Below are 26,407 nucleotides of genomic sequence, written 5' to 3' on the forward strand. Positions count from 1 at the left end.
AAGGCACGTCACGCTCCGGGCGAACCGAACACGTCCTTAAACGATTTGGATTGTGCAAACTCATACTCGAATTCGAGATTGAGCGTTCCGGTTAGGTCGTTATTTAGTATTTTTCCTGACGTTCCACAATATTACAATTACCTTTCATACGATGACGCAACGCACATCGACCCGGCGTTTGAGCGCCGCCGAAACACAATAAATGAGGCCGATCGCTCGGGCGGTATCCATCATTTTGCGGCCGTTGGGCGACTACGACTTGCCATGTTCAATAAATGTTGAACCGCCCGTAAGAACAATAAGCTTTACGTATTTCGTTGGCCAAAACGAGATTCGTGATGCATAGCGTGGCAAACATGGGCACCACCACCTGGCGTAGTCTGTCCAACGTTGCCGCAAGGCATCGTCATGTCCTGCTCGCTGTGAGCGTCATGCTCGGAACGGGTTTGGCGTCCCTTTCGGGGTGCGGCGGCAATTCGAATACATTGTCTGATGAACCTGCGCCGATGACACCGGTAGCACCTACGAATGACGCCGCGGCTCCTCCCGAGGAATCGGACTGGGAGCGACGTCACTACATCGAAAAAGTAGCGCGCGCTCTTCGACATGGCGCTGGCCTCGAGTCCGCCGACGATGTCGAGGCACTCCTCCGGCTCTCACCGGAGCGAATCGTCGACCACTTCATGGACGATCCACGATCGTTGGATACCATTCTGGACTTCAATCTGTATTTTCTCGGTTTGAAAAGGGGCGCGCTTCGCGGAACCGATGGCGAACTGGATCACAATGCTCTGATTTCACGGCGGGCCATCCATGCGGCTTTGGAGTTCGAGCGCGGAGGGAACTACCTTTCCCTTCTCTCTCTGAACCAACCGTTCTACGCGGCGGGCCCGAGGTTCCCCTCCCCGTCGGGTGCGCCAAACGCGGACGCCGGAGTTCCCACTCCGTCGGCGTCCGAGCGGATCCGCCGCGAACGCGACGTGGGGGTCAAGTATGCCGATGATCTGCTCGTCCGCATCGAGAAGGCAAAGAACATCACGGAACTTTGCAACCATTTGTTGTTCTCCGAAGAACCGGAAGGCAGCTCGGCTTTCTTGTTTCCGGGTGACATATTCCCATATAGGGCCGGCAACAGCGGTACCGAGTTGTCTCCCCTCTTTCCAATCCTCCTGTGTACGGGAGGCTTCCCCGTCGATCTGGCAGAGGTCGTGCGAACGGCTCGCAAAGCCCTCATCGGAATCTACGACTTCGAGCAAGGGCTCCTCGAGAAGAGCCCCCACCTCGACAACCTGCACGATCTCACCGAGGTCGATGCCGCACAGCTCGGCGTTCCGGAAGCCGCGGGGGGACTCGATTCAGAGGCCTTCTGGAGCATCCTGCTGAATTCGTCGACCAACAAGAATCGCCGTCGCGCGGCCTACGTGCTGGATCGCTTTTTCTGCGACGACCTCAAGCCAATCAACGCTGCGCTGCCGGAGACGCACGTCGGCAATAGGCATGCTTCCGATCCGGGGTGTGCGGCCTGTCATTACAAGCTGGATCCCATGGCTGGGTTCTTCAAGGCCAATGGCTTCGCAGGACTGGACATGCGCCGCTACAAGAGTATCGCATTCGACGATCAGGCCATCTTGGACCGCGGCACGTACGAGGCGAGTTGGGCCACGGCAGGCGGCTGGAATATCGGCTACGTCCGTTCCTCGACGGACCCGTCGCTCAATGGCTACGGAGAAAGTCTCGACGACTTGTTCCACATCATCGAGAGTGCTCCCGAGGTGAAAACGTGCCTCGTTCGACGCACCTTCGAGTACTTCAATGGCGATCAGCAGCTCGTCGATCCCGGTTACCTGGCGCAATTGAGCGCTCTCTTCGTCGACGAAGCAAAAAGCAATTCCTCGACGGCGTTCCGAAACGTCATCCGCCGCGTGCTGACGGGTCGCACATTCCGAGCGTCCCAACCGCGTTCCGACGAGTGCTACGATTTGCCGCCCGGTGTGGATTCTGCATCCCGCCCACCGTGTCCGGTCGCGTTCATTCTTCAAAAGAACTGCTCGACATGCCACTCCGGACCGGGCGCGCAAAGCGGACTCGATCTCACGGGATGGCTCTCCGACCAGCAGGCGTTTCCACATCGTGGCCCGGACGGCTCCCAGCGTGCGCCCAAAGACACGTTCGCGCGCATGCTCGATCGAGTCAAAACTTCGGATCCCGCACGGCGTATGCCCGCGGGCCGTTCCATGCCCGCAAGCGAGCGCGAAACCCTTTACATGTGGCTCGAGGGCCGCCTTGGAGATTCTCGATGAACGCACTCACCCATCTTGCACCGCTGGCAGCGGTCATGCTCGTCGCGGCAACGGCATGTTCCTCGGAGACCCGCAACGGTCAATCCACCCAGGCCGACGCGGGCGTTCCTCCCAGGAAGCCCGATCCCGGCGTCGATTCGAAGTCGGCACATTATCGAGGATACGTGGCCATGAACGAGATCCTCCGTTCGCGGCTGGTGGCGAAGCCAACCTCCTTCACGCTGTCGCAGTACCTCGAAGACCCTTCTTCGGATGCCGGTACCGGCTTGGTGCTCGCGAAGTTGCTCGGCGATTGGAGCGGCGATGGTTCCCGCAATGCATTCCAGAACGGGGATCCAAATGCGATGAGCCTGGTGATATGGCGAATGGCATTCACGGGGCTTGGAAAGGACGTTGCTTCCCTATGTCCCGGTGCTTCGAAGTTGCGAACCATTCCTGATTTCGAGCTTCGTTCGAGCCTCGTGCCGGTCGTGCAGAGTCTTTGCACCTGGCCGCAGGATCAGGCACGCGAGGACACGGTTCTGCGTTCGTTCTGGCAAGGACTCACGGGGTACGACGCGCCACCCAAGGAGTACGAGGCCTGGCGCGAAGAGTTTTTGGGGCCCACCTTCCAGAACGCAACGGCAGAAACGCTCATCACGACCATGGTGACGGCCGCATTGCTCAATCCTTACGTCCTGCTCGAACAGTGAGATCCATGACACGTTGGGAGACGAACATGAAAGACTCTTCTCGGATGACCCGGCGCGTTTTTCTCGGGAGCCTCGCCGGTGCGGCGGGGGGACTCGTTCTTTCACGGCGGGCGTTCGGAGGGGAGACGAAACCGGATGATCCCCATTTCTTTCTGCAGGTGCTCGTCACCGGTGGAATGGATTCGACCTGCCTGCTCGACGCGCGCCCGCTGGAAATGACGGCGGCGAAGCTGCAGCAGAACTACACGGGGAAAGAGCCTGTGCCCTGGAAGGGGAACAATGGCAACCAAACATTGGCCGCGCCGGCCGCGGAAGCGCTCCGTCCTCTTCTGCAGGACATCTGCGTAGTCAATGGCGTCATCATGTCCACGACGTTCGATGGGCATGACCAGAATTTGAACGTGTGTCTCACGGGAAACCCTTTCGGTGGCCCCTCGGCGATATCGCGATTGAATCTCGACAAGCCGCTCGATTACCTGAAAGTTGGTTCCTTGCTGGGTGCAGAGCTCGATGACTCCCGTTTCGTGCCATTGACCCCTGCAGGCGCGTTGGCGCTCAAGTCCAGACTGCCGACCTCGGGTGAGAATCAATTCTCCATCGACCCTTTTCTCCAAGCGCGCTGCCGGGAGGCGGCGACCGGCTCGAGTCGCTTCGCCACGGGGGCGCAAGCACTCGGGAACGCCACGGCTCAGAGTTTATCGCTCACCGATCGCTTGCGTGCGCTCGAACTGCCCCCCTTGGTCCCGCCCACCCCCACGAACGATGGATCCATTCCCGTGGTGGAGCTCGAGCAAAACCTCGCCCTCATGGGAGAGTTTTTCCGGCGCGGCATCGCTCAGTCGGCGCTGTTCGATATCACGGGGAACATGATCATCGACGCTCACTCGGCGCCCTTGGCCAAGGGCCACGCGGAGCTCTGCACTACGACTGCGAATCGTTTCGCCCAAATCATTACGTACTTGAAGAACACGCCTTTCGATGGCTCGCGATCCCTGCTCGATGTGACCACCGTCATGTTCGCCTCCGAGTTCTCCCGCACCATGCGTCAGCTGGATAGGCCGATTGACGACACCGGGACGGATCACAACCCATTCTCCAATTCGATCCTGTTCGCGGGGAAGGGCATTCGTGCCGGTGCAGTGCTCGGAGGTTCGGACTTCCAATCGTCGAACGAGGAGCTCTCGGGTGCGCACTTGTCCTTGGACGCGGGCAAACTCAAGCGAATGGGGCTCCCGGTCGACTTCGAAACGGGGCTCGTCACGGGGGCAAAGCCGGCCGAGTATACCGCGAATGGGTATTTGACCATCGCCTCGGTCGTCAATGCCGTTTATACGCTCTTCGGTGTCGACCGCCAGCACCACTGGGAAAACGGACGCAGCCTGGGCCCATCCCCCGTTCTTGCGGCACTATGCCGTTGAGCACATCTATCGACATCAACCGAACGAAGTGCCATGTGAGATCGTCACCGTAATCCTTGCTATCGCAGCGTTGATCGAATGCCATAGAAAGAACGTGCCGCGCGGAACCTTCCAGCGCGCATGCGCGTGGGCAGCCCTCGCATTCGGCACGGTTATCCTTCTTCTGGGCGGCCTCATCGCCGTCGCGGCCGTATACATCGCGGTTCAGGTCATGCTGGGCTAGCGCTCGTTTGGGAACCTATTGCGACGAGCTTTGGGGCCTCACGGTAACGCCCGTTTTCGTCGGTGCTTCGTGATGGCAAGCGAGGTAAAAGGCTTTCGCACCATCGTGTTCTGCACGGCTTGGGCGCGCCTTTTGGTAGCGTGCCCCGGCCGAGTGAAGCACCTCCAGTGTGGCCGCGATGGCCTGACCAAGCCGCTCTCGGAGGCGGCGGCGTGATGTCTTGGGTCCGTCCTCTGGCGGCAAATCCCTCGCCAGGAGCGACGTTCCGCGCGTGGGCCGTGCCGAAGGGCCAGCGTAGACGCCGACGTTGTCGAGGGAAATAGGTTCGCCGCATGCACTGCATACGACACGAGGCTCGCTGGACTGACCGCAGGGCTCGTGCCGAACCCGTACGGGTGGACCCTCGCGCTCGGAAACCCAGCTATCGCCCCAGTGCATCATGCCCAATAGAATGGGAAATAGGTCCTTCCCCTTGCGCGTGGGGCGATATTCGTAGCGCGGTGGGCGATTCTGGTATGGAACGCGCTCCAAGATGCCCTTGTCGACCAAGGTCTCGAGCCGGGCGGTGAGCACATTGGAGGCGATCCCCAAGTCTGCACATATTTGGTCGAACCTTCGCAATCCAAAGAAGACATCGCGAAGGATCAGGGGCGTCCACATTGGCTCGAGATGATCCAATGTGCGCGCGATCGAGCAGCGAAATTCCGAGAAATCTAGTTTCATTCCGGTTTTGGTCTCGTGCGAACCGGCTTCCGCCCCGACAAGGTCGCGACGGAAACCGGAGCTGGGAACCGCGCTGTGCTATGCCATCAGGCATCGATCGTGCGCCGCCCCGGCTTGACCGGGCCTGCGGCCATGATGGCCTCGCGCAGCGTACTTTGCAGGTTGTCGCTTTCGTTGAGCGCTTCACGGGACCGCTCTCGCCCATTCCCCAGGGTCGTCCCGTCGTACGACAGATGATTGCCGTTCTTGTCCAAGAGCCCGCGCAGAAGGCCCAGATCGATCAACTCGGCCATGGTATCGACCCCCGATCCAAAACGAATTTCGAACTCCGCCTCCGTGAAGGGGGGCGCGACTTTGTTCTTGACGACCTTGACCCGTGTTTTGCCACCTACGAGCTCGTCGCCGACCTTGACCTGACCGATGCGGCGCACGTCGAGCCGCAACGAGGCATAGAATTTCAGCGCGTTGCCGCCGGTGGTCGTCTCGGGAGATCCGAAGGTGACGCCAATCTTCTGACGCAATTGATTGATGAACATCAATGTCGTTCCAGAACGATGGGCGGCACCGGTCAACTTGCGGAGCGCTTGGCTCATGAGTCGCGCTTGCAGGCCCATGTGCGCGTCACCCATATCGCCTTCGAGTTCCGCCTTGGGGGTGAGCGCCGCCACGGAATCGACCACGATCAAATCGACATGCCCCGATCGAACGAGCATTTCCGTGATTTCGAGCGCCTGCTCGCCGGTATCTGGCTGGGAAACGAGGAGGCCTTCCGTTTCCACACCGATGCCGCGGGCATACGAGATGTCCAGCGCGTGCTCGGCGTCGATGAATGCGCATACGCCGCCCGCTTGCTGCGCTTCCGCAATGGCATGCAGGGCCAGTGTGGTCTTCCCGCTCGCCTCGGGGCCGTAAATCTCGATCACGCGGCCTCGCGGGTACCCACCGACGCCGGTTGCCAGATCGAGCGACAGCGACCCCGTGGAAATCGTCCCCACGGGCTCCGGCTCGTACTCGTCGCCGAGCGCCATGATCGAGCCCTTGCCAAACTGCTTTTCCACCGCATGCAACACGCTCTTCAACGACTTCATCTTGTCTGCAATGCAATCCATCATGTTCGTCTGCCTTTGGATCGCCCCATGGATCTCTCCCGTCGCGCCGTGGGGCAGCGTGTGCGCGGGCTTCGCCGATGCTCGTTGCAGCGGCGACTGGCCTCATAGCGAGCGTCATGCCGAGGCGTTCCGTGCGAAATGGGCGGAAGATCCGAAGTGTCGGAAGTGTCCCGGACAGATTCCCGGCTGTCCCGGACAGCGCTTCGGCCCTGGCCCGGGGGGCTAAAGTTCGTGCGCAACACGCATGGCGAGACGGCCGACATCTCGGTCATGAAGCGACTTATTCTTTGTGCCTTTGCGATGGCGACGTTTTCGGCGCTCACGGCCTGCAGCGACTCGGACGACGGGGGCCGCTCAACCGGCGGCCCCGGATCGCCGGGCGATACGCCAAGCGGAGCTACCCCTGACGGTGGTCCGCCCGACAGCGGCTCACCCAGCGAGGCCCCGGCGGATTTCGTGCTCAGCTGCAGCGCGGAGCTGACCGGACCAAACCGCGTCGAGTACACCGTCTCGGGCAACATCCTCCACTTCTCGGCGGGCGGCCAGCAGGTCGACTTGACGTTGGTGTCGGCCGCCGGCGGCAAACCAGTCTACGGCACCTGGCAACTTCCCTCCGTACTCCTTGGCGGGGATCCAAAGGTCATCGAGAAGCACCAGCTGAGGGTGGTCAGCACGCTGCGCATCGAGGCCGATCGGGTCACGATCACCGGCAGCTGCTCGAGCAAGTACCACGCAATGTCGGCCACCACGTCATCGCCCGCCACCATCACCGACTCGACGATCGACATTCTCGAATCGCACCACGAGGTGAAGCAATGGACACCGCGTGGCGGCGAGAAGACCAGCAGCGCGGCGTTCGCCCCCTCGAAACTGCAGGTCCAGGCCCAACCATCGGACACCGCCATGCTCCGAGCTGCACTCCCCTTCACAGCCGACTGAGACCGTGCCTGCCTGAAGGCTCCCGTGTGCCGGAACCGGCAACGGGAGCTCACCGAAAGCGCGGCTTCCACACCACTAGCTTCGCGCGCCTTCCCGACGCGAAAGCCACCACGCTCGAGCTGGCACGAATGTCCGCTACGGAGATTGCCGTAGGAGCATAGCGGACTGGGCTTGGAGCCAAGGAAAGAAATCTTAGTAAAAACAATGGTCTACGAAGACACGCCGCACCTATTTTAGCGCGTGGCGTCAAACCGTGCCGGCGTCATTTTCGATCTTTGCTGCGTTCGAGAAATATTTGGCCGGAACGTCGATCCCGGAGCGTCTGACACGACATTAGACAGGGGCGCCGGTCAGCAACGGCCCGACGCCCACAGCACCTTCACGGCGAAACCAGCCCGCGCCGTTCGCGTACTTCGATGAGGAGGTACGTTCGCGCGGAGGAACGCCCGCATTCGAACCGAAGAGAAGAAGAGACAGCAGCATGGAAACGACGAACACCCGCCACAATGAAAGAAGCTCCATCGTGGCGTTCGTCCGTCGAGCTTTTGGCGGCGCGCGCGCAGCGGCCCCCGTCGAAATCGTCATCAACGACCTCGACCAATTGCCCAATCGCTGGGCCCGCAGCGCCCCCTACGAGATGTCGGCCCTCGGCTGGCGTTACGGGTGAACCATCCGACGGCCACCCCGCACGGAGGCGGCCAACCGTTAGCCGCCGACCTGATTGGCGGCATCTCGAGCGCGCGACATGTATTGCTGGTATGCGCCGTTGTTGTACGTGGTCCACGGCGTCCAATTGGTTCCCCCCGACGAGATGTTGTACGCCGCCGCGGCGCAGCCGGCAGGATCGAACGCTTGGTCGTCGGATACTTCGGAATGCCAATACGAGTTAATCTGCCATACGCCGCGATCGCGGCTGCAATCGGTGTTGATGAGCACCGCGCGCGTCCAGCCTTGGCTCTCGGCCAATGCGACGGCGATGGAAATCACGAGTCCATCACCGTGGAGTCCTGCATTTCGCGCATACTGGGCAATTTGGACATCGGACAAATGCGTGCCGTCGAGGGTGCTCTGTTGCGTGCATTCCACCGCACGAGGGTCGGGCGCGACAGCAGAGTTGGGGCCGCGTGTGCCCGCGGAAGCCGCGGGCGCGAGAAACAACGACGTCGCGAGAAGACAGAACGCGGGCACGGTGACGCGAGATGCCGTACGGCGAATGGTTTTATTCATGGTGATCACTCCTCTCGCCGCGCGACACTGCAGTGCGCATGCCGTTCGCCATTACGCAATGACACGCAAATAGCGGCTTACAGGGCGGTAACGTGATCACGACGATCGCGTTTGGATGATCCGCATGATCATGCTTCGAGGTCGCCGGCCTGCGGAGCAATGCGAATCTACGCCACGGTGATGGCGCGAAGGGTCCATCGTAGGGATGTGGCCCGATCCATGCCCGATCCATGCGAGGGCGGTGGACTTTGGGCGAGAGCGGCCCTACCGACGGGTTAGAGCCCACGCTTCGTGAAACGCGGGCCCAGACCATGTGGCGACGCATCTTTCCGGATTGGCGTGGACTCCCGACGGCATTTTGGCTCGTCTGTGCAGGCACGTTCGTCAATAAGTTCGGAACGTTCGTTCTACCTTTTCTATCGATTTACCTCACCCAGCGCAGGCAATTTTCTCCGCAAGAGGCGGGGATCGTCGCCTCGTTCTTTGGCATAGGCTCCTTCGCGGCCGGGCCACTGGGTGGCACGCTGGCAGATCGCATCGGGCGGCGGCGAACCATCATCGCCAGCTTGGGATTCAGTGCCATCGCCATCATGCTGCTGCCTCTGGCGCAAACGCTCCCCCACTTCGCGGCCGGCGCCTTCGTCCTGGGCATGACGGGCGACATGTATCGACCTGCGGTCAGCGCGCTGGTGGCCGACGTGGTGGCCCCCGAAGCTCGACCTCGCGCCTATGCATTCCTTTATTGGGCCGTGAACCTCGGCGTTGCCTGCGGAGTGCCGCTTGCGGGCGCGCTTGCCACGTTCAGCCCGCGATGGCTCTTTCTGGCAGACGGTGCCGCGAGCCTCGTGTTCGTGGCCATCATTTGGGCCGGCGTGCGGGAAACGCGTCCGGCCGAACGCACCGAGGTCGAGGTGCGCGTCTCCAGCCCGACCGTCCTGGGCGATCCCCTGTTTCTTGGCTTCGTCCTTCTGATGTTTCCACTGGCCTTCGTCTTCACGCAGCACCAGACGAATCTGCCCATCGATATGGGCAACCACGGATTGAGCGCGCGGCAATACGGTTTGCTCATCGCCATCAACCCCGCACTGATCGTGGTGTTGCAGCCGACGATGGGGCAGGTTACCCGAGCATTCAACCGCCTCGGGGTTTTGGCCGTCGGTGCTATTTTGATGGCCATTGGCTTTGGCATCAATGCCTTTGCCACCACCATTCCAATTTATGCCATCTCGGTCGCCATCTGGAGTTTCGGCGAAATGTTCGCCCTGCCAGTTGCTACCTCCGTGATCTCCGATCTGGCCCCGAGCGCGGCGCGCGGAAACTACCTTGGCATCTACCAAGGCGTGTGGGGCGCTGCGAACATGACGGCGCCCGCGTGCGGTGCGTTCCTTCTTCAGCGACATGGCGGGAGCACGCTCTGGTCCACGTGCTTTTTCCTCTGTGCCGGGGCGGCTGCGGGCTTTTACGCGCTGACCTCATCGATGAAGCGCCGATTGGACGCTGACATGCCCATCCGTACATCCCGCAGCGCCTCGCCTTCCACGAGCGAGGCTTGCGCAACCGACACGGATTAGCCATTTCCGAGTGCCTCACCGCCGCGCGGTCGGGGCTGAATCGACGAAGTCGCACTCCAGTGCTTGTGAACGCGGCTCGCCAACCAGCCCGCGAGGGATCCCACCGCCGCGGCCATTCCCAGCTTGGCAAAAGCCTCCCCCGAAGGCGGAAGGTGCGAGGCAAAGTACGAGACCAAGCCTAGAAAGAATCCGAGCAGGTTGTTGAAGATCGGCACCAGCCGCAACGACACGACCACCATCGCCACGAAAAAGACCACCACGGTGACCGTCCACGCCCCCAAGTACGGACCGAGCGCGTGGAGTCCCACGGCAGCGCCCATCCCACATGCCAAGCCCACGAGCACGCAGGCGAAGTTGATCGCGCCGTGCCGGAAATCGACCCCCCGCGTAAAGAACGCGATCCAACCGATGAACATGGCCCACACCGGCAGACCGAGAAGCACGAAGCTCACCGTCGCCGCCGCCGAAGCGACCAGCGATTCGCCGAGGGTGATCTTCCATTGAGCGATATTTTTCACGAGATTCTCCCTTTGTCCTGCGTCCACGGCGTTCGTCCGCGTCGCAAGGGAGAAAATGCGCCCGCAAACGGCATGCGGCCAATGCATAGTGTCAATATCGAACATGCGTGCGACGCAATTGCGCCCCGCGGGTCAGCGCGAACGACGGGCGCGCTGTTCCGACGGCTCATCGTGCTCGAGCTCGTCCAAAAGGTCTTCCCGGACGTCGACGCGCTTGCGCGGGTCCTTCGCGCCCGAATCGGCAACGCGCGTTCGGCCATCCCGCATCTCGCGCGAAAGGTGCGTCAGCAACCGGTCGACGCCATGGTCGAGAGCCGCATTGAGCTCTTTGGCGGTCTTCTCGCGTCGCTGCTTGCGCGCCTGCTGCTCGTTTCGTTTGTGTTCGCGCGCCAGCGCTTTGGGCGAGACCTCCTTCGAGAAGGCAGACCGCGCATGGAAAAACATGCCGAGGCCCCACCCGAGGAGCGGAAAGAGGAACCAAAGGACGTCCGGCGTCGTGAGCATGTTGATGGCCGCGAGAAACGCGTTCACCGCGATGAAGGGCCACATGTGGGCTGCGAACCCTTTGCGCCGGCGCGCCAAAATCGCCTCCCGCGCCTGCTGCTCACCGCGCGCATCGTCGAGCTCCAGCGCCGCCGTCTCGATGGCCTCGCGCGAAATGCCTACCTCGGCGGCCGCAGCCAGAAGCTCGTCGTGCCCGACGCCTTGCTTGTCGTCCCTCTTGAGCGCCATCTCCAGGATGGTGCGAACCTCTTCGTCCGAGTAGCGCCGCTGCGTCATTCCTGGAGCAGCATAGCCGAACCCGGGCGCGACACGACCGCTACCGACACAGCCGCCTGAGGTCGCCCTTCCAGGGCTGGAAATCCCTGCTTAGTTGTCGCGCGTCGCGAGGCTACAGAGCTGAGCGTTGTTCGATTGCCAGGCCACGCACGCCTTGTCGTTGCCCTCGTTGGCCGTTTTGACGCACTCGGCGTACGCCGTGCCGCCGTCGTTGCATTTCGTATCGCAATACGTACGCAATTCATTGCACTCGCGTCCCGGCTGGGGAGCAGGGCCGGCGTCCGTGATTTTTCCCGCGTCGTTGGTCGCAGGAGGACCGCCATTTTTCTGGTCGTCATCGCTTTCCTCGCCCGTGCATTGACCACCTTGGGACACGGCGGCGTTTTTCCCGCAGGTAAAGGAGACACCGTTCAAACAGGTATTCGTGCCACACGAAAGCGTGCGCTTTGCACCATTGTACGAGATATCGCACGAGCAATTCGAAGTATCGGAACCGCTCTCGGACGACGAGCTGCATGCAATGATGGCCGAAGCTCCACAGGCCACGAAGAACCAACGAGCGAAAGACATGTACAAATCTCCAGAATGCCCCCGATTCGCGAAGGCGAACATCGAGGATGCGTTATTAGGCGAAGCCATGCATACGCCGTGGATGGCTCATACGCTAGAGTGAACACGAAGTTCACACGGCGCGCCGCGCGTAATCATGAATGTTCATAACGAATCAAACATTCACGCGAATCGCCCGATGGCGCAACACACCCATTTGGTCGATTCATTCAAGGCCGTTCGAGAAACTGCGGCAAGCCGTCGTTCAACGAAAGCCATGGGACTTTGCTCGAGGTGAAGATGTGCATCGTCGGGGGAAGCCGCCCCGGTTCATCGAGGGTCGCGAGCGCGACGGCGAGAAACTCGTGATCACGCTGCGCGAACACCGACGTACCGCACGATGCGCAGAAGCGGCGAAGAAGGCCGGCCGACGAGGCAAAGGCCGACGTTTGTCCTTGGACCGAAACCGCTGCGATGGGAAAGAGTGCGCGCGCGAAGAAGGGCGCGCCCGTGGCCCGTTGGCAGATGCGGCAGTGGCAGACGCGCACGTTCACCGGCGATCCGTTGGCCACGTAGCGGATGGCACCACAAAGACAGCGGCCCGTGTGCGGCGGCGGCGATTCCGATTCGGGCTGCATATCTGTCGGTTCCACGCGTGAAAGTCTACTACGTGCCCATGTCAGCTGGTGTCATTTGCGGGCCGAGCGTCGCCGCCGCAAAAGAACCGAATGAACACGCGAGGACGTTGCGAGTTGGTGCTGTTGGCCAGCGTCGTCATCGGTATTGCGACGTCGCTCGGAAGCGCCGCGTGCTACCACGGCATCGGAGGGAGCTCGTGCGACAGTTATGAAGAGGCCGACGGAAAGCGTGATTCTCGCCAGAGCGTCGATGGGACCTTCGTGCGGACATTCGACGATGGGACCCGCCGTGACTTCTTGGATGGGATCGTCCAGCTCCGGAGGCAGGACATTCGGACCCCCTCCGCCATTTGGCTGAGCGCACCAATCGCGCGACCGGACGCCGGAGCTCCGCCCTGGGATGGCGGCGCCGATCCTCATCGTCCCACCATAGGCATCACCACGGTCATGCGGCTGCGGCGTACAAGGAATGCGTGCAGCGGCGACACATGCCCCATCGAGATCGACGTCCTCACCTGCCCTTCGCCGCGGCAGTGGATGAAGGAAGCCCCTTCATCGCCCGATCATGACGTGGCCCCCACCTGTTGGGACACCTCCGGCGCCACGTCCGCCCCGCGTTCATGGACCACCTCCGGAACGATGCACTCGGCAAAACCGAGGGAACGGCGCGAGACGGGCTCTTTCAATGTAAGCACCGCCGTGACGGTGGATATCCCGAAGGAAGGCAACGCGAAACTCTACGGTCACGCCACAATCACCGTCCAAGACTCGCGTGAATGCATGTAATAAAGCGAGGCGGCGGATCCGGAGTTCCGCCGTCGCGAGCAAAGTTCGTTTAGCGCGGGGCCGAGGGGAATAGGGTGCGCTTGAAGTTGTCCGTGTCGAAGTATTCGGCGACCTGGGTCACCTTGCCGTCTTTTACGGTGAGGATGGCCACCATGGGGTTGCGGAAGGGGCGGCCGTCTTTCGTCGTGGAGCTCGAGACGCATTCCACCACGGCGTGCTCGTCCTCGGTGATCATGCGCGACACCTCGGTCACATACGGCGCGGCCATGTCCAACAGGGACATCATGGGCTGAAAGAATCCGGCAACGACTTGGTCGCGCCCGGAAAAGACGCCCGCGAGCGGATGATCGCCTAGAATTCGGTACTCGATATCGTCGGCGGCGAGCGCGAGGACCGTGGCGAGGTCCTTTTCCCCGAGCGCCTTCAGATATCGAAGTACCGTTTCTCGCGTGTCGTTCGTATTGGATGATGCCATGGTCATGCCTCGCTTGCGGTCTGAAGTTTGAACGCGGTGTTGATGGGCGGCAGCGTTCCGGCGCGTTCGAACGTCTCCCAGAGCTTGCCCTTCGGTGTGAGCTTCAAGAACGCCGTGCGCAGCAGAATGAGCAAGGGATTCTCGATTTGCTCCACCACGCCCAGCTTGCGCGACGTGTCGACCATCCACCGCGTTCGTTCGCGGCGCTGGTCCTCGTATTGACGCAAACCGCGGACCGGATCCGGCGCCGTGGCCAACGTCGAGGCCAGCACCACCGCGTCCTCGATGGAGCTGCTTCCACCCTGAGCAAGACTCGTCAGCATGGGATGCGCAGCGTCGCCCAGCAAGGTCACCGGCCCCTCGCCCCAGCGCTCGATGAACGGCCGATCCTGCGACGGCACCGTCACGATGTCTTCCGCCGGCGTGATCTCGATGAGTTCCCGCGTCTCGGGCGCCCAGCCCTCGAAGGCGCGGGCCAGCTCCCGTTTGCCGCCTTTCCAATTGCGAGCCTGCTGCTCCGGCATGGTCTGCGTGCCCCACCAATACGCGCGCCCCTGCCCGATGTCGTGCAGGCCGAAGCGCTTGCCCGTACCCCAGTATTGACCGCTCCACCCCGGCGTCATGCGCGGATGCTTGAACGGCACCGTGGCCAGCCAGCAGAGAAATCCACCGTAACGCGTCGGGCTCGCCCCGTGGAGCTGGCTGCGAATCGTCGAGTTGATGCCGTCCGCGCCAATGAGGATGTCGCCGCGGGTCTCGCGCCCGTCTTTGAACTTCACGCGAACACCCTTACCATCACGCTCGAACTTCGAGGCCACCGCACCGAGGTGGATGGGCGTGCCCTTCGACGCCTCCAGGAACCCAGCCTGGAGATCGCCACGGTGGATGCACACGGTCTTCGCGCCCGGTTGCGATTTGAAGATATCCGACGCGCGCGAAGTTACGATGGTCTGGCCTTTGGGGTTGAGGATTTCCGCAGTCTCCCCCACGGCACCGCGGATCGTGCCCAGGCCGAGATCGATGCCAAGTAGCTGGAGGGCAGCCACCGCATTGCTAATGACGGAAATGCCCGTCCCCATGGCTTTGAGCTCGGGGGCCTGCTCCCAAACTTCAACGTCGATTCCCACGCGTCGGAGGGAGACGGCGGCTGCCAACCCGCCGATTCCGGCGCCCACGATGATGGCTTTGGTGTTTCCCATTTGTTCTGCCCGATCTTTTCGATGATTGCTGCGGTAAGGTGTTCAACGTGCGGCTCGGCCATCATGGTCAGATGGTCGCCCGGAATTTCGACGACTTCGAGTTTTGCCGTGGTGCGCTCCGTCCAACCGTTGGCCGGGTCGCGGTACATGGATCCTGCACTATCGTGCATGGGGCGCAGCACCTCGGGCAGCGGACGCGCCGCGCGAAGGAGCGTGATGTCACGATCCAACACGCCCGGACGGTAATCGAGCGCGGCCCGAGAGTTGGCCTTGTACACTTCGAACAGACGGCGCGCCGTGGCCCCCGAGCTACCGCCGGGAAGGACGCCGAGCTTGATCGCCTGACGCGCGATGAACTCGAACTTCTCCTCCAAGGTCAGCAGGTTCGACGGAATGGCCTCCATCGGCGCGCTCGCTCCGCGTTCGAGCCAGAGAAGCTCCCAGAAGAACCAGCCAAGCACGAACTCGTCGGCGGCGCGCATTCGCTCGTCCGGGCTCAAGGCGACGGTGTCGATGATGATCAGCTGGGAAATATCCTCGCCGGCCTCGCGCAGTTGACGCGCCATCTCGAAGGCGACGAACCCGCCGAACGACCAGCCGCCAATCGCATACGGCCCGACTGGCTGCACGCGCCGGATGGCCGCGAGGTAATTCGTGGCGAGTTCGGAGACGCTTTCGATGGGGACACCGCCGGCGTCCGCGCCCGCGGCCTGCAGCGCGTACAGAGGCTGGTCGTCCGGCAAGTGGCGCGCCAGCGGGAGGTAGCAAAGCACATTGCCTCCCATGGGGTGCACGAGGAACAGCGGCGGACGCGTTCCCTCGGGTCGAAGGCTCACGAGCGGGTCGAACTCGGCCATCGCTCCATCGCGACGGAGGTGGTCTGCGAGCGCGGCCGCCGTCCGCGCCTTCAACAGATGCGACAGCGGGACGTGCGCACCGAAGCGCTGCTCGATCATCATGACGAGCCGCATCGCGGTGAGCGAGGTTCCGCCGAGCTCGAACATATCGTCCTCCACCCCGACGTCCGAACGCTGCAGCAGATCGGCGAGAGTCTCCACGAGCACGCGCTCGTAGACGTCGGCCGGCGCGCGACCATTCGAGCTCGCAGCAGGCTTCTGCGCGAGGGGCCGCTTGCGAAGCGCCTCGTTGTCGCGCTTTCCGCTGGGCGTGCGCGGAAGGCTCTCGATCCATTCCAGGTGCGCGGGCACCATGTGCTTCGGCAGCACGTTCCGGAGCCGCTCGGTGATCGCTTCGAGCGGAACCTCGTCGGGCTCTCCCACGAGGTACGCGGCGAGGAAGGCATCTCCGTCGCGGCGGCGGGTCACGACCACGGCGGCCTCGCGCAAGCCCGGGTAGTCGGCGCCCAGGTCCGTGATGACGCGCTCCACCTCCGCAGGCTCCACGCGGAAGCCCCGCACCTTGACCTGATCGTCAGCGCGGCCGAGGCAGACGATGGCCCCGCTGGGCAGCAGCATGCCGAGGTCACCTGTGCGGTAAAGTCGATCGCCCTCTGCGCCGAAGGGATGCGCGCGGAAGCGTTCCTCGGTGAGATCGGGCCGGCCCAAGTAGCCATCGGCGAGGCAGCGTCCCCCCACGTAAATCTCGCCGCGGACCCCCGGAGGTACGGGGCGAAGCTGCGCGTCGAGCACGTGCACTTCCGCACCATCGATGGGCGAACCAATCGGCGGCAGCACGGGGAACGCCTCCGGATCGCCCGTCATGGCGAAGCTGGTCACCACGTGGGTCTCGGTCGGGCCATACTGATTCTCGAGGATCGCGCCTTCACAGAGCCGGCGGATCGCGCTGCTGACCCGCAGCTGCTCACCCGACGAGATCACGACGCGCAGGCCGCGGGGCCGGATGTCGAGCGCGCTCGCCATCTCCGCGAGCTGATGCAACGCCACGTACGGCATGAAGATCCGTTCGACCTCGTTTCGATCCAAGAGCTGCAGCAGTGCACGCATGTCGTGCCGCTCCTCCTCGGACACGAGCTGCAAGGCCCCACCCGAGCAGAGCGTCGCGTAGATCTCTTGGAAGGAGACGTCGAAGCTGAGTGGCGCATACTGCAAGGTCACGCCGCCCGTCGCCGCCGTGTCGATGCGATTTTGCCACCGGACCAAGTTGGAGAGCGCGCGATGCGGCATCACCACGCCCTTGGGCGTTCCCGTGGAGCCGGAGGTGAACAAGACGTACGCGGGGCTGGCAAGCGGGATCTCCGGCAGCAGCCCCGCCGAGCCCTCGTGCGCCCCGACGAGATCCTCGCGCCGGAGGATCCGGAAGGGGCGGGCTTGCTCGACCATCGCATCGAGACGCGCTTTGGGGTAGCTCGGGTCGAGCGGCACGCACGCCCCGCCGGCCTTGGCGATGCCGAGTACCGCCGCGATCATCTCGGGCGAACGCTCGACGGAGAGGCCGATGGTCATCGCGCCGGGAGTGCCGCCCGCGTCGAGCAGTCGACGCGCGATCCCATTGGCCGCGCGATCGAGCTCGCGGTACGTCCAGCGCGTGTCGCCGAAACGCACGGCGATGGCCTCCGGCGTGCGCGCAACCTGCATCTCGAATTGTCGCACCACATCGATCGCAAAAAGGGGCGCGAAGTCCGGCGCCTCGTGCGGATGCTCGAGCATGCGCCGGAGGATGCGCACGTACGCTTCGCCAAAGAGTCCCACCTGGTCTGCACTGAGGGCGTTGCGGCGCGCGTCGATGCGGAGCCGCATGCGGCCATCGTCGACGTTGGTGATCGCGTTCACCAGCAGCGCGAGATTCGTTTCCTCCCAGGACTCGAACCGGCGCAGCGCCACGCCGGGGAGCTCCAACACCGCGGAAAGCACGTGAAAGTGCACGTAGTTGAACGCGGTATCGAGCACGTCGCTCGCGGTATCGGCCTGGATCGCGCTCAGTGGATAGCGCCGGTGCGCGTGCCCTTCCTGCTCCTGGCGGAAGGTCTCGCGCACCGCTTCGAGCCAACTCGACGCGCCCGAGCCAAGACGCACGGGCACCGTGTTGAGGAAGAGCCCGGCCATGCGATCGGCCCCCTCGCGCTCGGGGCGGCCGTGCGTGATCAGCCCGGTGGTGATGTCGTCCGTCCCCGAAAAGAGACGCAAGGTCTGGCAGTACACCGCAAAGAGCACCGACTTGACGGGGATGGCATGCGCACGCGCAAAGTCGCGCACCATCACCTCGAGACCGTCGGGAAAGGCGATGTGCCGGATCACCGCGTCGCCCTCACCCGGCGGCTCGTACGAGCCGAACGGTGGAATCTCGAGCAGCGAGGCCCCTTCGAGCTTGCGGAGCCAGTACGCACGCGATTCCTCCGACTCGAGCGCGCGCCGCTCCTCGCGGGCGTGATGCGCGGGTGACGGCGGCGGCTTCTCGCCCACGGCATCGATGCCGCGTCCAATGGCGTGCAGGTAATCCTGAAGGAGCTCGCGCAGGAGGTTCGCGATGCTTCCACCGTCCAGAATGGCGTGGTGAAAGCTGAACACGAGCTCCACCACCTCGGGCCGCACGTGAACGCGGAAAAGGTAGAGCGGCGCCTGATCGAACCGATACGGATGGAAGCGGCGCTCGTCGATGTGGCGGCGTATCTCGGCCTCTGCGTCCGCCTCGCGCCACGCACGCAGATCGGCAATGGTCATCCCGCCATGCACGGCACGCCGAACGAGCTGCAGCGGTTCCGCGTGGCCTCCCAGCGCGAACGAGGTGCGCAGCGCCGGGTGACGCGCCACCAGCTTGTCGAAGGCCTGGCGAAAGGGAGCCTCCTCCCAGGGCAGGGTCAACGTGTATCGGAAGACATCTTGGTAGACCGCCGAGCGCGGGTGCTGGCGGCTGTGATAGAGCATCCCGAGCTGCAAACGCGTGACGGGGTACGCATCCTCGCAGTCTTCGAGCTGCGCCCGATCGACGCGCGAAACGAGCTTGAACGGCTCGAGTGCCTCGTCCGCGGCCTCACGCGACATCGCGCGGGCCGCCAGCTGCGCCACCGTGGGATGGCGCACGAGATCGGTCAGCGAAAAATGCACGCCGCGCCCTGCGGCCTGCGCCCGAACGCGGAGCGCCAGGATCGAATCGCCGCCGAGCGCGTGGTAGTCATCGTGCACGCCCACGCGTTCCACGCCGAGCACCTCGGCCCATACCGCCGCGATCGCGGCCTCCAACTCGTTGCGCGACGCCTCGTACGGACGCGGCGCTTCCGCGGGGGAGAACGCCGCGAGCGCCTTGCGATCGGCCTTGCCGTTCGGCGTGAGCGGAATGCGCTCGATGCGGAGGAACCGCGCGGGGATCATGTATTCGGGCAAGGTCACGCCGAGATCGGCGCGAAGCGCGCCATCGTCGAGGGCCTCGTCCGATACGTAATACGCAACCAAATGCGTCCCGCGCGCCTCGGAAACGTGATCCAGCACGACGGCATCGTGAACGCCGCGCAGCTTGGCCAAGGCATTGGACACCTCGCCGAGCTCGATGCGGTTGCCGCGGATCTTCACCTGCCCATCGATCCGCCCCAGGTATTCGAGGTTGCCATCGGCGAGCCACCGCGCGAGATCGCCCGTGCGGTACATGCGTTCGCCGGTCATGAAGGGGTCGTCGCGAAACTTCTCGCGCGTCAACTCGGGCCGATCGAGGTAGCCGCGTGCCACACCAACGCCCGCGATGCAGAGCTCCCCCGGCACCCCCGGCGGCTGCAGCTTGCCGTCGGGATCGAGGACGTACAGGCGCGTATTGTCGATGGGCCGCCCGATGGGCACGCGCGCCACCGACGCATCCGTCGGACAATCGAAATACGATACGTCGACCGTGGCCTCCGTAGGCCCGTACAGATTGACGAGACGGGGCCCGCCACCGCCGAAAATGCGATTGAATTGCTCGACACGCGCCGGCGGCAAGGCCTCGCCACTGCAAAAGACGAACCGCAGCGATGCCGTCTCCGCGCGCCGTTCGGGTACGCCCTCGAGCGCATCGAGAAAGGGCCCGAACATCGACGGCACGAAGTGGATCGCGCTGACCTTTCGCGCACCGATGGCGCGCAAAATCTCGAGCGGGTCTTTTTCGGCCCCCGGCGGCAGCAAGGCCAGCGCCGCGCCTTCGATGGCCCACCAAAAGAGCTCCCACACCGAAACATCGAAGGAGATTGGCGTTTTCTGCAGGAGCACGTCACCCGACCCGAGTGGGTAGGCCGTCTGCATCCACGTCAAACGATTGATGACCGAATGATGCTCGACCATCGCGCCCTTTGGATTTCCCGTCGAGCCGGAAGTGTAAATGACATATGCGAGGTTTTTCGGCCCCGCGAGAGGCGCAAGGGGCGTACACGGCCATGCCTGCGCCTCGATGCGCCGAAGTCGCTCGGCGTCGACCACCGCTTTGGCACGGCTGTCCGCGAGCAAAAATCGAATCCGCTCCTCGGGATACCCCGGATCGACGGGCACGTATGCGCCCCCCGCCTTCATCACACCAAGCAGCGCCACCAGCATGTCGGGGCTGCGTTCCATCCGAACGGCCACCCGATCGTCGGGCCCCACACCGTCTTCCTCGCGCAGGGCGCGGGCCACGCGATTGGCGCGCGCATCGAGCTGGGCATACGTCAGCGTGGCGCCATCCGCTGCAACGATGGCAACGTGGTCTGGAATGCGCGCGACCTGCTCCTCGAACAGGCCATGCACCGTGGTATCGCGCCGATATGCCGATCGCGACCCCGTACCGATCTCGAGCAGAGCAGCGCGCGCGGCACCGCCGACCAAATCGAGCTCGGAAATGGGGCGATCCAAGTTTGCGAGGGATTGCTCCGCCAGCGCGTGGATGGACTGCGCCACCTGGGCGGACGGCATGTCGTCGTCGAAGACGTCCTGCGCATGGTAAAAGTCCAAATAGAGGGCATCGTCCCCTTCGAACGATAACGCCGTGATCGACAATGCGTCCGAATCGTGGACGAGCATGGTCGGCTCCAAGGTTCCCCGCGCGACGGCCGGAATTTCCGTTGGCGAAGGGAGGCGCAAATAGGAGAAGGTGACGTCGAACAGCGGCCCCGTTCCGCGCGGCACGGCTTCGCGCATGACATCGCCCAAAGACAGCCGTTCGTGCGGGCGCAGCGTGGACAATGCCGTCCGGGTCCGCGCCACCAGCTCGCGCATGGTCAAGCCCGCGACGGGCACGCGCAGGGGCAGCATGTTCGCAACGTGGCCACAAACCCGCCGCGCAACGTCTCCTTGCCGATTCGCGAACGGAATACCGAGAACGACCTCGTCACGCCCGTGGACCCTCGACGCGTAAATAGCCACTACTGCTGTAAAATACGCGGACAGTGCGGCGCCGCTCTCTTGAATCCCCTTGATAATGCGCCCGTCGACGGTCACACGATGATAGACCGTCGTCCGTTCCCCCGATTTCGCTCTTCTCGCAAACAATGCGGGCGATACGCCCGCCAGCTCCGCCCGAAAGAACTCGACGTCTCGTTCGTATTCGGCCGAGGCGAGGTAGCGCGCCTCCTCGTCGATGAAATCCAGGTACGACGATGCCGAAAGCTTGGCCGGCTCCCCCGTGCGCCGAACATGCACGTAATCCGCCACCACCTCGTCGGTGAGCCGGACGGTGGCAAAACCATCGACGGCGATGTGGTGCACCTTCGAATACAGGTGCACGACGGAGTCGCTCTCGCGCAGCAGCGAAAATTCGATCAGCCTATTTTTCTCGACCGAAAATGGACGCAACAGTGAGCGCTCACGCCACGCCTTGCACGCGGCCGCCGGGTCCGACTCGCGTGAGAAATCGACGATGGGAATCTCGGGTATCTCCCATTCGAGCCATTGACGAGGCTCGCCATCGATCTCGCCAAGACGCAGATGCCAGGGATCGTGACGCTCGATCACACGGGCCGCGCACTCTCTCAGCAGCTCGACGTCGAGCTCGCCTTCGAGACGCGTGCGCCCCGAAAAATTGAACTGCGGATTGTCGGGAAGGCGCGAATTGGCGATCCAAATATCACGTTGATACGCCGTCAATGGACGGCGCACGCGCGAATCGAAATGCTGGCCCATGTTCACCGCTGCGAAAAGGAAAAGGGGATCGTCTGCAGCGAACTACGAAAGGCGACACCTCCATATTTCACGGTGCCTTCGCTTCCGAAGTATGATTGCGGCATGCGACACGCGCACGTACTCGTGACGCGACGCGCAACATTTATTGCCATATATCTTCGGAGAGTCAAGGCAAATACCACTTCGCGATTGCGTTGCGACTATGCCACTCATCGCGCGCATTGCATGTCGGGCGCCCGGTAAAATTCGCGCCGGACTTCGCCCGGTACGAAGGACGTCCACCCGGCTCCGTTCACGTGAATCGATATTTCTTTGGCACCTTAGCAACCTTTCTAATGCGCATGTTGTAACGGCGACATCGACGTGTCGTGGCCTTCCGACGCGCACGATGACACGGCGCGATCTTTCCGATGGCAATCAAGATTCAGGAGCACGCATCAAATAACGACATCTCGACAATCGCGATGACGATATAGCGTATTGGACAATACGAATTTCAATTATGACATTGACGTCATTCGTCTGATCCCGAATCGCAATCGAAGAGGGACGCAAAGCCAGTGCCGGAAATACGCGCCCTCCGAGGATGCACGGCGCCAAGCGAGGTCGGCCGCGGCGAGAAAAAGACGGCGTTCGCACCGACGAGTGAGCCACGGAGCACGCTCACTCCTGGAGGCCGAGGAGGAGGACATTCTCGTCCAATTGCGCAAGGTGCCCGGCATCGTCGAGGTGCGTGAGATGGACGTGACGCAGCCAGGCGAACGCTATTTGGCACTTCGGTTCGAGCAGCCCGTCGATCACGGGAACCCGAACGGACCCGTCGCGAGTGGCGGCTTCGGAGACGCCACGAATACCTTTTTCGCGCCAGGGTATTACCATGCCGCGCGTTGGTGAACCGACGCCCTTTAGGCCTTCCAGGCCGCCGATTCTGCAAGCACGATGCGAACGCCGGCTTGCAGACGGCTCGGCGGAAGGCCAAACATTGCGTGGAATGCGCTGCTGAAGTGCGCGGAGCTGGAGAATCCCGCGTCCATGGCGGCCGCCGTGAGATCCCCTCCCCGCGTCAACGCGGCACCAGCCCGCAGCATGCGCGCCCAAAGTCGATATCGGCGAAAGCTCGTCGAGGTCTCCTCTTGGAACAGATGAAGAAACCGCGATGTCGACAGCCCGGCGCGCTCCGCAAACGCGGCAGCCGATTCCTCCGCCGCCGGCTCCCGCACGATGGCCTCCGCCGCCGCACGCACCCGCGGATCGAGGCGCGGCGCGGCCCCCGCCTCGAGGGCCGCCGCCTTGGCGAGCCACGCCTCGGGCGATTCGAAATCGAACAACGCCTCCTCGTTCCGATGCCCATGCGCGATGGGCCCCGTGTGCATGGTCATCGAACGCCGGCACGCGCGTTCGAGCGGCGTGCCCGGATCCAGGTACGCGAAGATCATCTCCGCGCCATGCGCCACCAGCCGATGGGGGGTGCGCGCGGAAATCAACGCGGAACGCGCGATCGTCGCCGTGCTGCCCACGTGCAAGGTGAACGCGGCATCGACCCCCACGGCGAGGCATGCCACGGATCCGGAATGGGCATCGAGCTGCAGCGACGCGCCGCGGTAAATGGCGCGCCCAGGCCATAGCCAGAGCGTGGCGTAGCACGTTCGTGAAAGCGGAGGCGGGGCAGCATCGGTCATGCTTGCACCATGGATAGTGCACGGCTCGCCCTCGTGGCGGCGTTCTTCTTGGGCATGGGCATCTTTGGCCTGGCCGCACCGACGAGACTGGTAGCGCCCTTCCGCATCGAGCTGGACGGTGCCGAGGCCCGCACCGAAGTGCGCGCGGTCTACGGGGGGTTCGGCATCGCCATCGGCGCCCTTCTCCTCGTGGCCATCATGCGAACGGATCTCCGGCGCGGCGCCGTCGTCGCCGTGGCCTTCGCCCTGCTCGGCATGGCCTTCGGCCGCCTCGTGGCGCGCCTTTTCGAGCGCCCGTCCGCCTTCTACCCAACGTGGTTCTATTTCTGGGTAGAGCTCGCGGGCGCCGGCCTGCTCCTGGCCTCGGCCTAATGCACCAGACGGATCACCAAACGCGCACGCGCGCGTTGGGTGCGAGATACAGCGGATCGCCCGCGCCCACGTCGAACGCGGAATACCAAGCATCCAAATTTCGCATGGTGAACGTGCGGTACTTCGGCGGCGCGTGCCCGTCGGTCTTGATGCGGTTCCTCAAGCTCTCGTCGCGCAGTTTGCTCTGCCAAGATTGCGCATACGACAGGAAGAACTGCTGCTCGCCCGAGAGCCCATCTTGCACCGGTGCAGGCGCCCCGCCCAGCGACGCGCGCCACGCGTCGAAGGCCACGGCGAGGCCCGCGAGATCGGCAATGTTCTCGCCCAGGGTCTGTTTGCCATTGATGGCCAAATCGGGAAAAGGCTTGTACGCGTCGTATTGTGCGGCCAATGCCGCCGCGGAAGCCTGGAAGTGCGCCAGATCGTCCGGAGTCCACCAATCGGCGAACCGCCCTCGCGCATCGAACTTCGCACCTTGGTCGTCGAACGAATGGCTAATCTCGTGCCCGATGATCGCGCCGATGGATCCATAATTCGCCGCCGCGGTCGACTTCGCATTGAAATACGGCGGCGAGAGCATTCCCGCCGGGAAATTCAATGTATTGCGCACCGGCAGATTCACGGCATTGACCACCTGCGGCACCATGGCCCACTCACCGCGATCGGCCGGGCGCCCGATCTTCTGCAAGTTGCGACGATATTCGAACGACTCCGCGCGCTCGAAATTACCGAGTGCATCGCCGCGCGTCACCTCGAGGCCCGAATAATCGCGCCACGTATCGGGATAACCGACTTCGACCTTGAGCGTGCCGAGTTTCTCCTTCGCCTTGGCCTTCGTCGCCGGGGCCATCCACGACAGCGCATCGATGCGCCGGCCGAATGCGGTCACCAGGTTTTCGACCAGAGACTGCACCGCGCGCTTCGTCTCCGGCGGGAAATAGCGCTCCACGTACAGCTTGCCCACCGCCTCGCCGAGGCTCTCGGTGACGACTTCGTTCGCGCGCCGCCAACGCGGCGGGGGCGCCTGCGTGCCGCGCATTTGCTTCGAATGGAAGGCGAAGCTCGCATCGACGAAGGCTTTCGGAAGAAACCGCGCCACGTGATCGATGGTGCGCGCCGTGAGGTATTCCTTCCACACGGAGATCGGCTCGCTCTTCGCCAGCGCGCCCAGTCCGGTCACCGCGGCCGGCTGCCAGACGATGAACGACGCGTGCTTGTCGAGCGACGCCGCCACGAAGAAGGCATTCCAATCGAGACCGGGCGCCTTCGACGCGAAATCGGCACGCGACCACGGGTTGTTCGCCTTGGTAAAATCGCCCGAGTCTTCGCGGCTTGCGTGCGTCTGCGCAATCTTCTTCTCGAGCGCGACCACGCGCGCGGCCTTGGCATCGGCATCGGCCACACCGGCGAGCCGCAGCAAGGTCGCCACGTACTTCAAGTACGCGTCGCGATGCGCCTGCATGCGCGTCCCCTCCTCCAGGTAGTAGCTGCGCTCGGGCATGCCGATGCCACCTTGCAGGAGGTACGGCACCGAACGCGATGGGTCGTTCAAATCCTGCTCGACGAAGAGGCCGAGCACGTGATCCGTATGGTAATTCGTATCGTTGAGCGGATCGACGTCCGCACGGAGCGAGCTCCCCAGGTACGCCGCCAAACTGCGCGCATCGCGGATCTTCGCGATGCGATCGAGCAGCGGCCGAAGCGGCGCCGTGCCTTTCGCCTCGATGGCCGCTTCGTCCATGTAGCTGGCATAGGTGTCGCCGATCTTCTTCGCGAGAGGCCCCGCGGCCGCGCCCTTCGAGGCCTCCTCCAGGATGCCGCGCGTGCGGCCCTCGATCTCCTCGGTGACCCGCATGCCGGCGCCCGTCGCATTGCGATCCGCCGGGATCTCCGCCTTGGCGTACCACGCGCCATTGGCATAAAGGAAAATGTCCGCCCCCGGCTTCACCGATCGATCCATCGCCCCGAGGTCGAGGGAGTGCCCCGGCACCATGGGCGGCGCGGCACTCACGGGAGCCGGTGCGGGCGCGGTGGGAGGCGATGGCGGCTGTGCCGGCGGAGGTGACTCCGCACCTCCACACGCGACGGACGACAGCGCAGACAAAAGCGAGAGCGCGAGGGCTGGTCGAAGGAAAATGGAACTCGGCATGGTCGTGGGTGGCGCATGCTAGCGCATTT

21 protein-coding genes and 1 pseudogene are annotated in these 26,407 nt (G+C 63.4%); 9 read left to right on the forward strand and 13 right to left on the reverse strand.

The features are described 5' to 3' along the window. The first annotated feature begins 506 nt into the window (after positions 1 to 506). The 3 genes from LVJ94_39680 to LVJ94_39690 are packed head-to-tail and all read left to right on the forward strand — an operon-like array spanning position 507 to position 4,410. Entirely contained in the window at positions 507 to 2,300 is a 1,794-nt protein-coding gene (locus tag LVJ94_39680; GenBank protein WXB03017.1) for a hypothetical protein, read from the forward strand. Further along, a complete protein-coding gene (locus LVJ94_39685; protein ID WXB03018.1) occupies positions 2,297 to 2,992 on the forward strand; it encodes a hypothetical protein in 696 nt (231 codons plus the stop codon). The genes LVJ94_39680 and LVJ94_39685 overlap by 4 nt, the downstream gene beginning before the upstream one ends. A 26-nt stretch (positions 2,993 to 3,018) precedes the next feature. Continuing rightward, positions 3,019 to 4,410, forward strand: a complete 1,392-nt coding sequence (locus LVJ94_39690; GenBank protein WXB03019.1) for a DUF1501 domain-containing protein — start codon at positions 3,019 to 3,021, stop codon at positions 4,408 to 4,410. Between the two features lie 238 nt (positions 4,411 to 4,648). Here the strand turns inward: LVJ94_39690 and LVJ94_39695 are convergent, their stop codons facing one another. Together LVJ94_39695 and recA are read right to left on the reverse strand one after the other, a co-directional pair. Further along, positions 4,649 to 5,293, reverse strand: coding sequence for a helix-turn-helix transcriptional regulator (locus LVJ94_39695; GenBank protein ID WXB03020.1), 645 nt, complete (start codon positions 5,291 to 5,293; stop codon positions 4,649 to 4,651). Positions 5,294 to 5,442: 149 nt separating this feature from the next. Beyond that, positions 5,443 to 6,465 carry a recombinase RecA gene (gene recA / locus LVJ94_39700; GenBank protein ID WXB10789.1) on the reverse strand — a complete coding sequence of 341 codons (1,023 nt, stop codon included), beginning with the start codon at positions 6,463 to 6,465 and terminating at the stop codon, positions 5,443 to 5,445. A gap of 270 nt (positions 6,466 to 6,735) precedes the next feature. Here recA and LVJ94_39705 point away from each other — a divergent pair, with 270 nt between their 5' ends. Next, positions 6,736 to 7,404 carry a hypothetical protein gene (locus tag LVJ94_39705; protein WXB03021.1) on the forward strand — a complete coding sequence of 223 codons (669 nt, stop codon included), beginning with the start codon at positions 6,736 to 6,738 and terminating at the stop codon, positions 7,402 to 7,404. Positions 7,405 to 7,737: 333 nt separating this feature from the next. On the opposite strand, the gene LVJ94_39710 is transcribed toward LVJ94_39705, so the two are convergent. After that, complete coding sequence (locus LVJ94_39710; GenBank protein WXB03022.1) at positions 7,738 to 7,926, reverse strand: hypothetical protein; 189 nt, start codon at positions 7,924 to 7,926, stop codon at positions 7,738 to 7,740. Position 7,927: 1 nt separating this feature from the next. Between LVJ94_39710 and LVJ94_39715 the strand changes: the two genes are divergently transcribed. Next, on the forward strand, positions 7,928 to 8,071 hold the full coding sequence (locus LVJ94_39715) for a hypothetical protein (protein WXB03023.1): 144 nt from the start codon (positions 7,928 to 7,930) through the stop codon (positions 8,069 to 8,071). Positions 8,072 to 8,109: 38 nt separating this feature from the next. Here LVJ94_39715 and LVJ94_39720 read toward each other — a convergent pair whose 3' ends face one another. Then, positions 8,110 to 8,631 (reverse strand): hypothetical protein, encoded by a 522-nt coding sequence (locus LVJ94_39720; protein ID WXB03024.1) that lies wholly within the window; start codon positions 8,629 to 8,631, stop codon positions 8,110 to 8,112. 311 nt (positions 8,632 to 8,942) lie between these two features. Between LVJ94_39720 and LVJ94_39725 the strand changes: the two genes are divergently transcribed. Beyond that, positions 8,943 to 10,202, forward strand: a complete 1,260-nt coding sequence (locus tag LVJ94_39725) for an MFS transporter (GenBank protein ID WXB03025.1) — start codon at positions 8,943 to 8,945, stop codon at positions 10,200 to 10,202. On the opposite strand, the gene LVJ94_39730 is transcribed toward LVJ94_39725, so the two are convergent. The 4 genes from LVJ94_39730 to LVJ94_39745 form a co-directional block, all read right to left on the reverse strand. Continuing rightward, on the reverse strand, positions 10,199 to 10,720 hold the full coding sequence (locus LVJ94_39730; protein WXB03026.1) for a DUF1097 domain-containing protein: 522 nt from the start codon (positions 10,718 to 10,720) through the stop codon (positions 10,199 to 10,201). The genes LVJ94_39725 and LVJ94_39730 overlap by 4 nt on opposite strands. A gap of 132 nt (positions 10,721 to 10,852) precedes the next feature. Beyond that, positions 10,853 to 11,500 carry a 2TM domain-containing protein gene (locus LVJ94_39735; GenBank protein WXB03027.1) on the reverse strand — a complete coding sequence of 216 codons (648 nt, stop codon included), beginning with the start codon at positions 11,498 to 11,500 and terminating at the stop codon, positions 10,853 to 10,855. A gap of 90 nt (positions 11,501 to 11,590) precedes the next feature. After that, positions 11,591 to 12,070, reverse strand: a complete 480-nt coding sequence (locus LVJ94_39740) for a hypothetical protein (GenBank protein ID WXB03028.1) — start codon at positions 12,068 to 12,070, stop codon at positions 11,591 to 11,593. A 209-nt stretch (positions 12,071 to 12,279) separates the two neighbouring features. Then, the gene (locus tag LVJ94_39745; GenBank protein WXB03029.1) at positions 12,280 to 12,702 is read right to left on the reverse strand and encodes a GFA family protein; all 423 of its coding nucleotides are present in this window, start codon (positions 12,700 to 12,702) and stop codon (positions 12,280 to 12,282) included. 75 nt (positions 12,703 to 12,777) lie between these two features. On the opposite strand from LVJ94_39745, the gene LVJ94_39750 reads away from it, so the two are divergent. After that, positions 12,778 to 13,473 carry a hypothetical protein gene (locus LVJ94_39750; GenBank protein ID WXB03030.1) on the forward strand — a complete coding sequence of 232 codons (696 nt, stop codon included), beginning with the start codon at positions 12,778 to 12,780 and terminating at the stop codon, positions 13,471 to 13,473. A gap of 49 nt (positions 13,474 to 13,522) precedes the next feature. On the opposite strand, the gene LVJ94_39755 is transcribed toward LVJ94_39750, so the two are convergent. The 3 genes and pseudogenes from LVJ94_39755 to LVJ94_39765 form a co-directional block, all read right to left on the reverse strand. Beyond that, positions 13,523 to 13,948 carry a nuclear transport factor 2 family protein gene (locus LVJ94_39755; GenBank protein WXB03031.1) on the reverse strand — a complete coding sequence of 142 codons (426 nt, stop codon included), beginning with the start codon at positions 13,946 to 13,948 and terminating at the stop codon, positions 13,523 to 13,525. A 2-nt stretch (positions 13,949 to 13,950) separates the two neighbouring features. Further along, on the reverse strand, positions 13,951 to 15,147 hold the full coding sequence (locus LVJ94_39760) for an FAD-dependent monooxygenase (GenBank protein ID WXB03032.1): 1,197 nt from the start codon (positions 15,145 to 15,147) through the stop codon (positions 13,951 to 13,953). Between the two features lie 86 nt (positions 15,148 to 15,233). Further along, positions 15,234 to 22,178: pseudogene (locus LVJ94_39765) on the reverse strand (amino acid adenylation domain-containing protein). Between the two features lie 645 nt (positions 22,179 to 22,823). Between LVJ94_39765 and LVJ94_39770 the strand changes: the two are divergent. After that, positions 22,824 to 23,072 (forward strand): hypothetical protein, encoded by a 249-nt coding sequence (locus tag LVJ94_39770; GenBank protein ID WXB03033.1) that lies wholly within the window; start codon positions 22,824 to 22,826, stop codon positions 23,070 to 23,072. A gap of 11 nt (positions 23,073 to 23,083) precedes the next feature. On the opposite strand, the gene LVJ94_39775 is transcribed toward LVJ94_39770, so the two are convergent. After that, entirely contained in the window at positions 23,084 to 23,857 is a 774-nt protein-coding gene (locus LVJ94_39775) for a helix-turn-helix domain-containing protein (GenBank protein WXB03034.1), read from the reverse strand. Between the two features lie 9 nt (positions 23,858 to 23,866). On the opposite strand from LVJ94_39775, the gene LVJ94_39780 reads away from it, so the two are divergent. Further along, positions 23,867 to 24,229: a DUF4345 domain-containing protein gene (locus tag LVJ94_39780; GenBank protein ID WXB03035.1), complete on the forward strand. Its 363-nt coding sequence runs from the start codon at positions 23,867 to 23,869 to the stop codon at positions 24,227 to 24,229. Positions 24,230 to 24,242: 13 nt separating this feature from the next. Here the strand turns inward: LVJ94_39780 and LVJ94_39785 are convergent, their stop codons facing one another. Next, positions 24,243 to 26,378, reverse strand: a complete 2,136-nt coding sequence (locus LVJ94_39785) for a M13 family metallopeptidase (GenBank protein WXB03036.1) — start codon at positions 26,376 to 26,378, stop codon at positions 24,243 to 24,245. Positions 26,379 to 26,407 lie beyond the last annotated feature (29 nt).

The sequence above is a fragment of the Sorangiineae bacterium MSr11367 genome (genome assembly GCA_037157805.1).
GTDB classification, from domain to species: Bacteria; Myxococcota_A; Polyangia; order Polyangiales; family Polyangiaceae; genus Pendulispora; species Pendulispora rubella.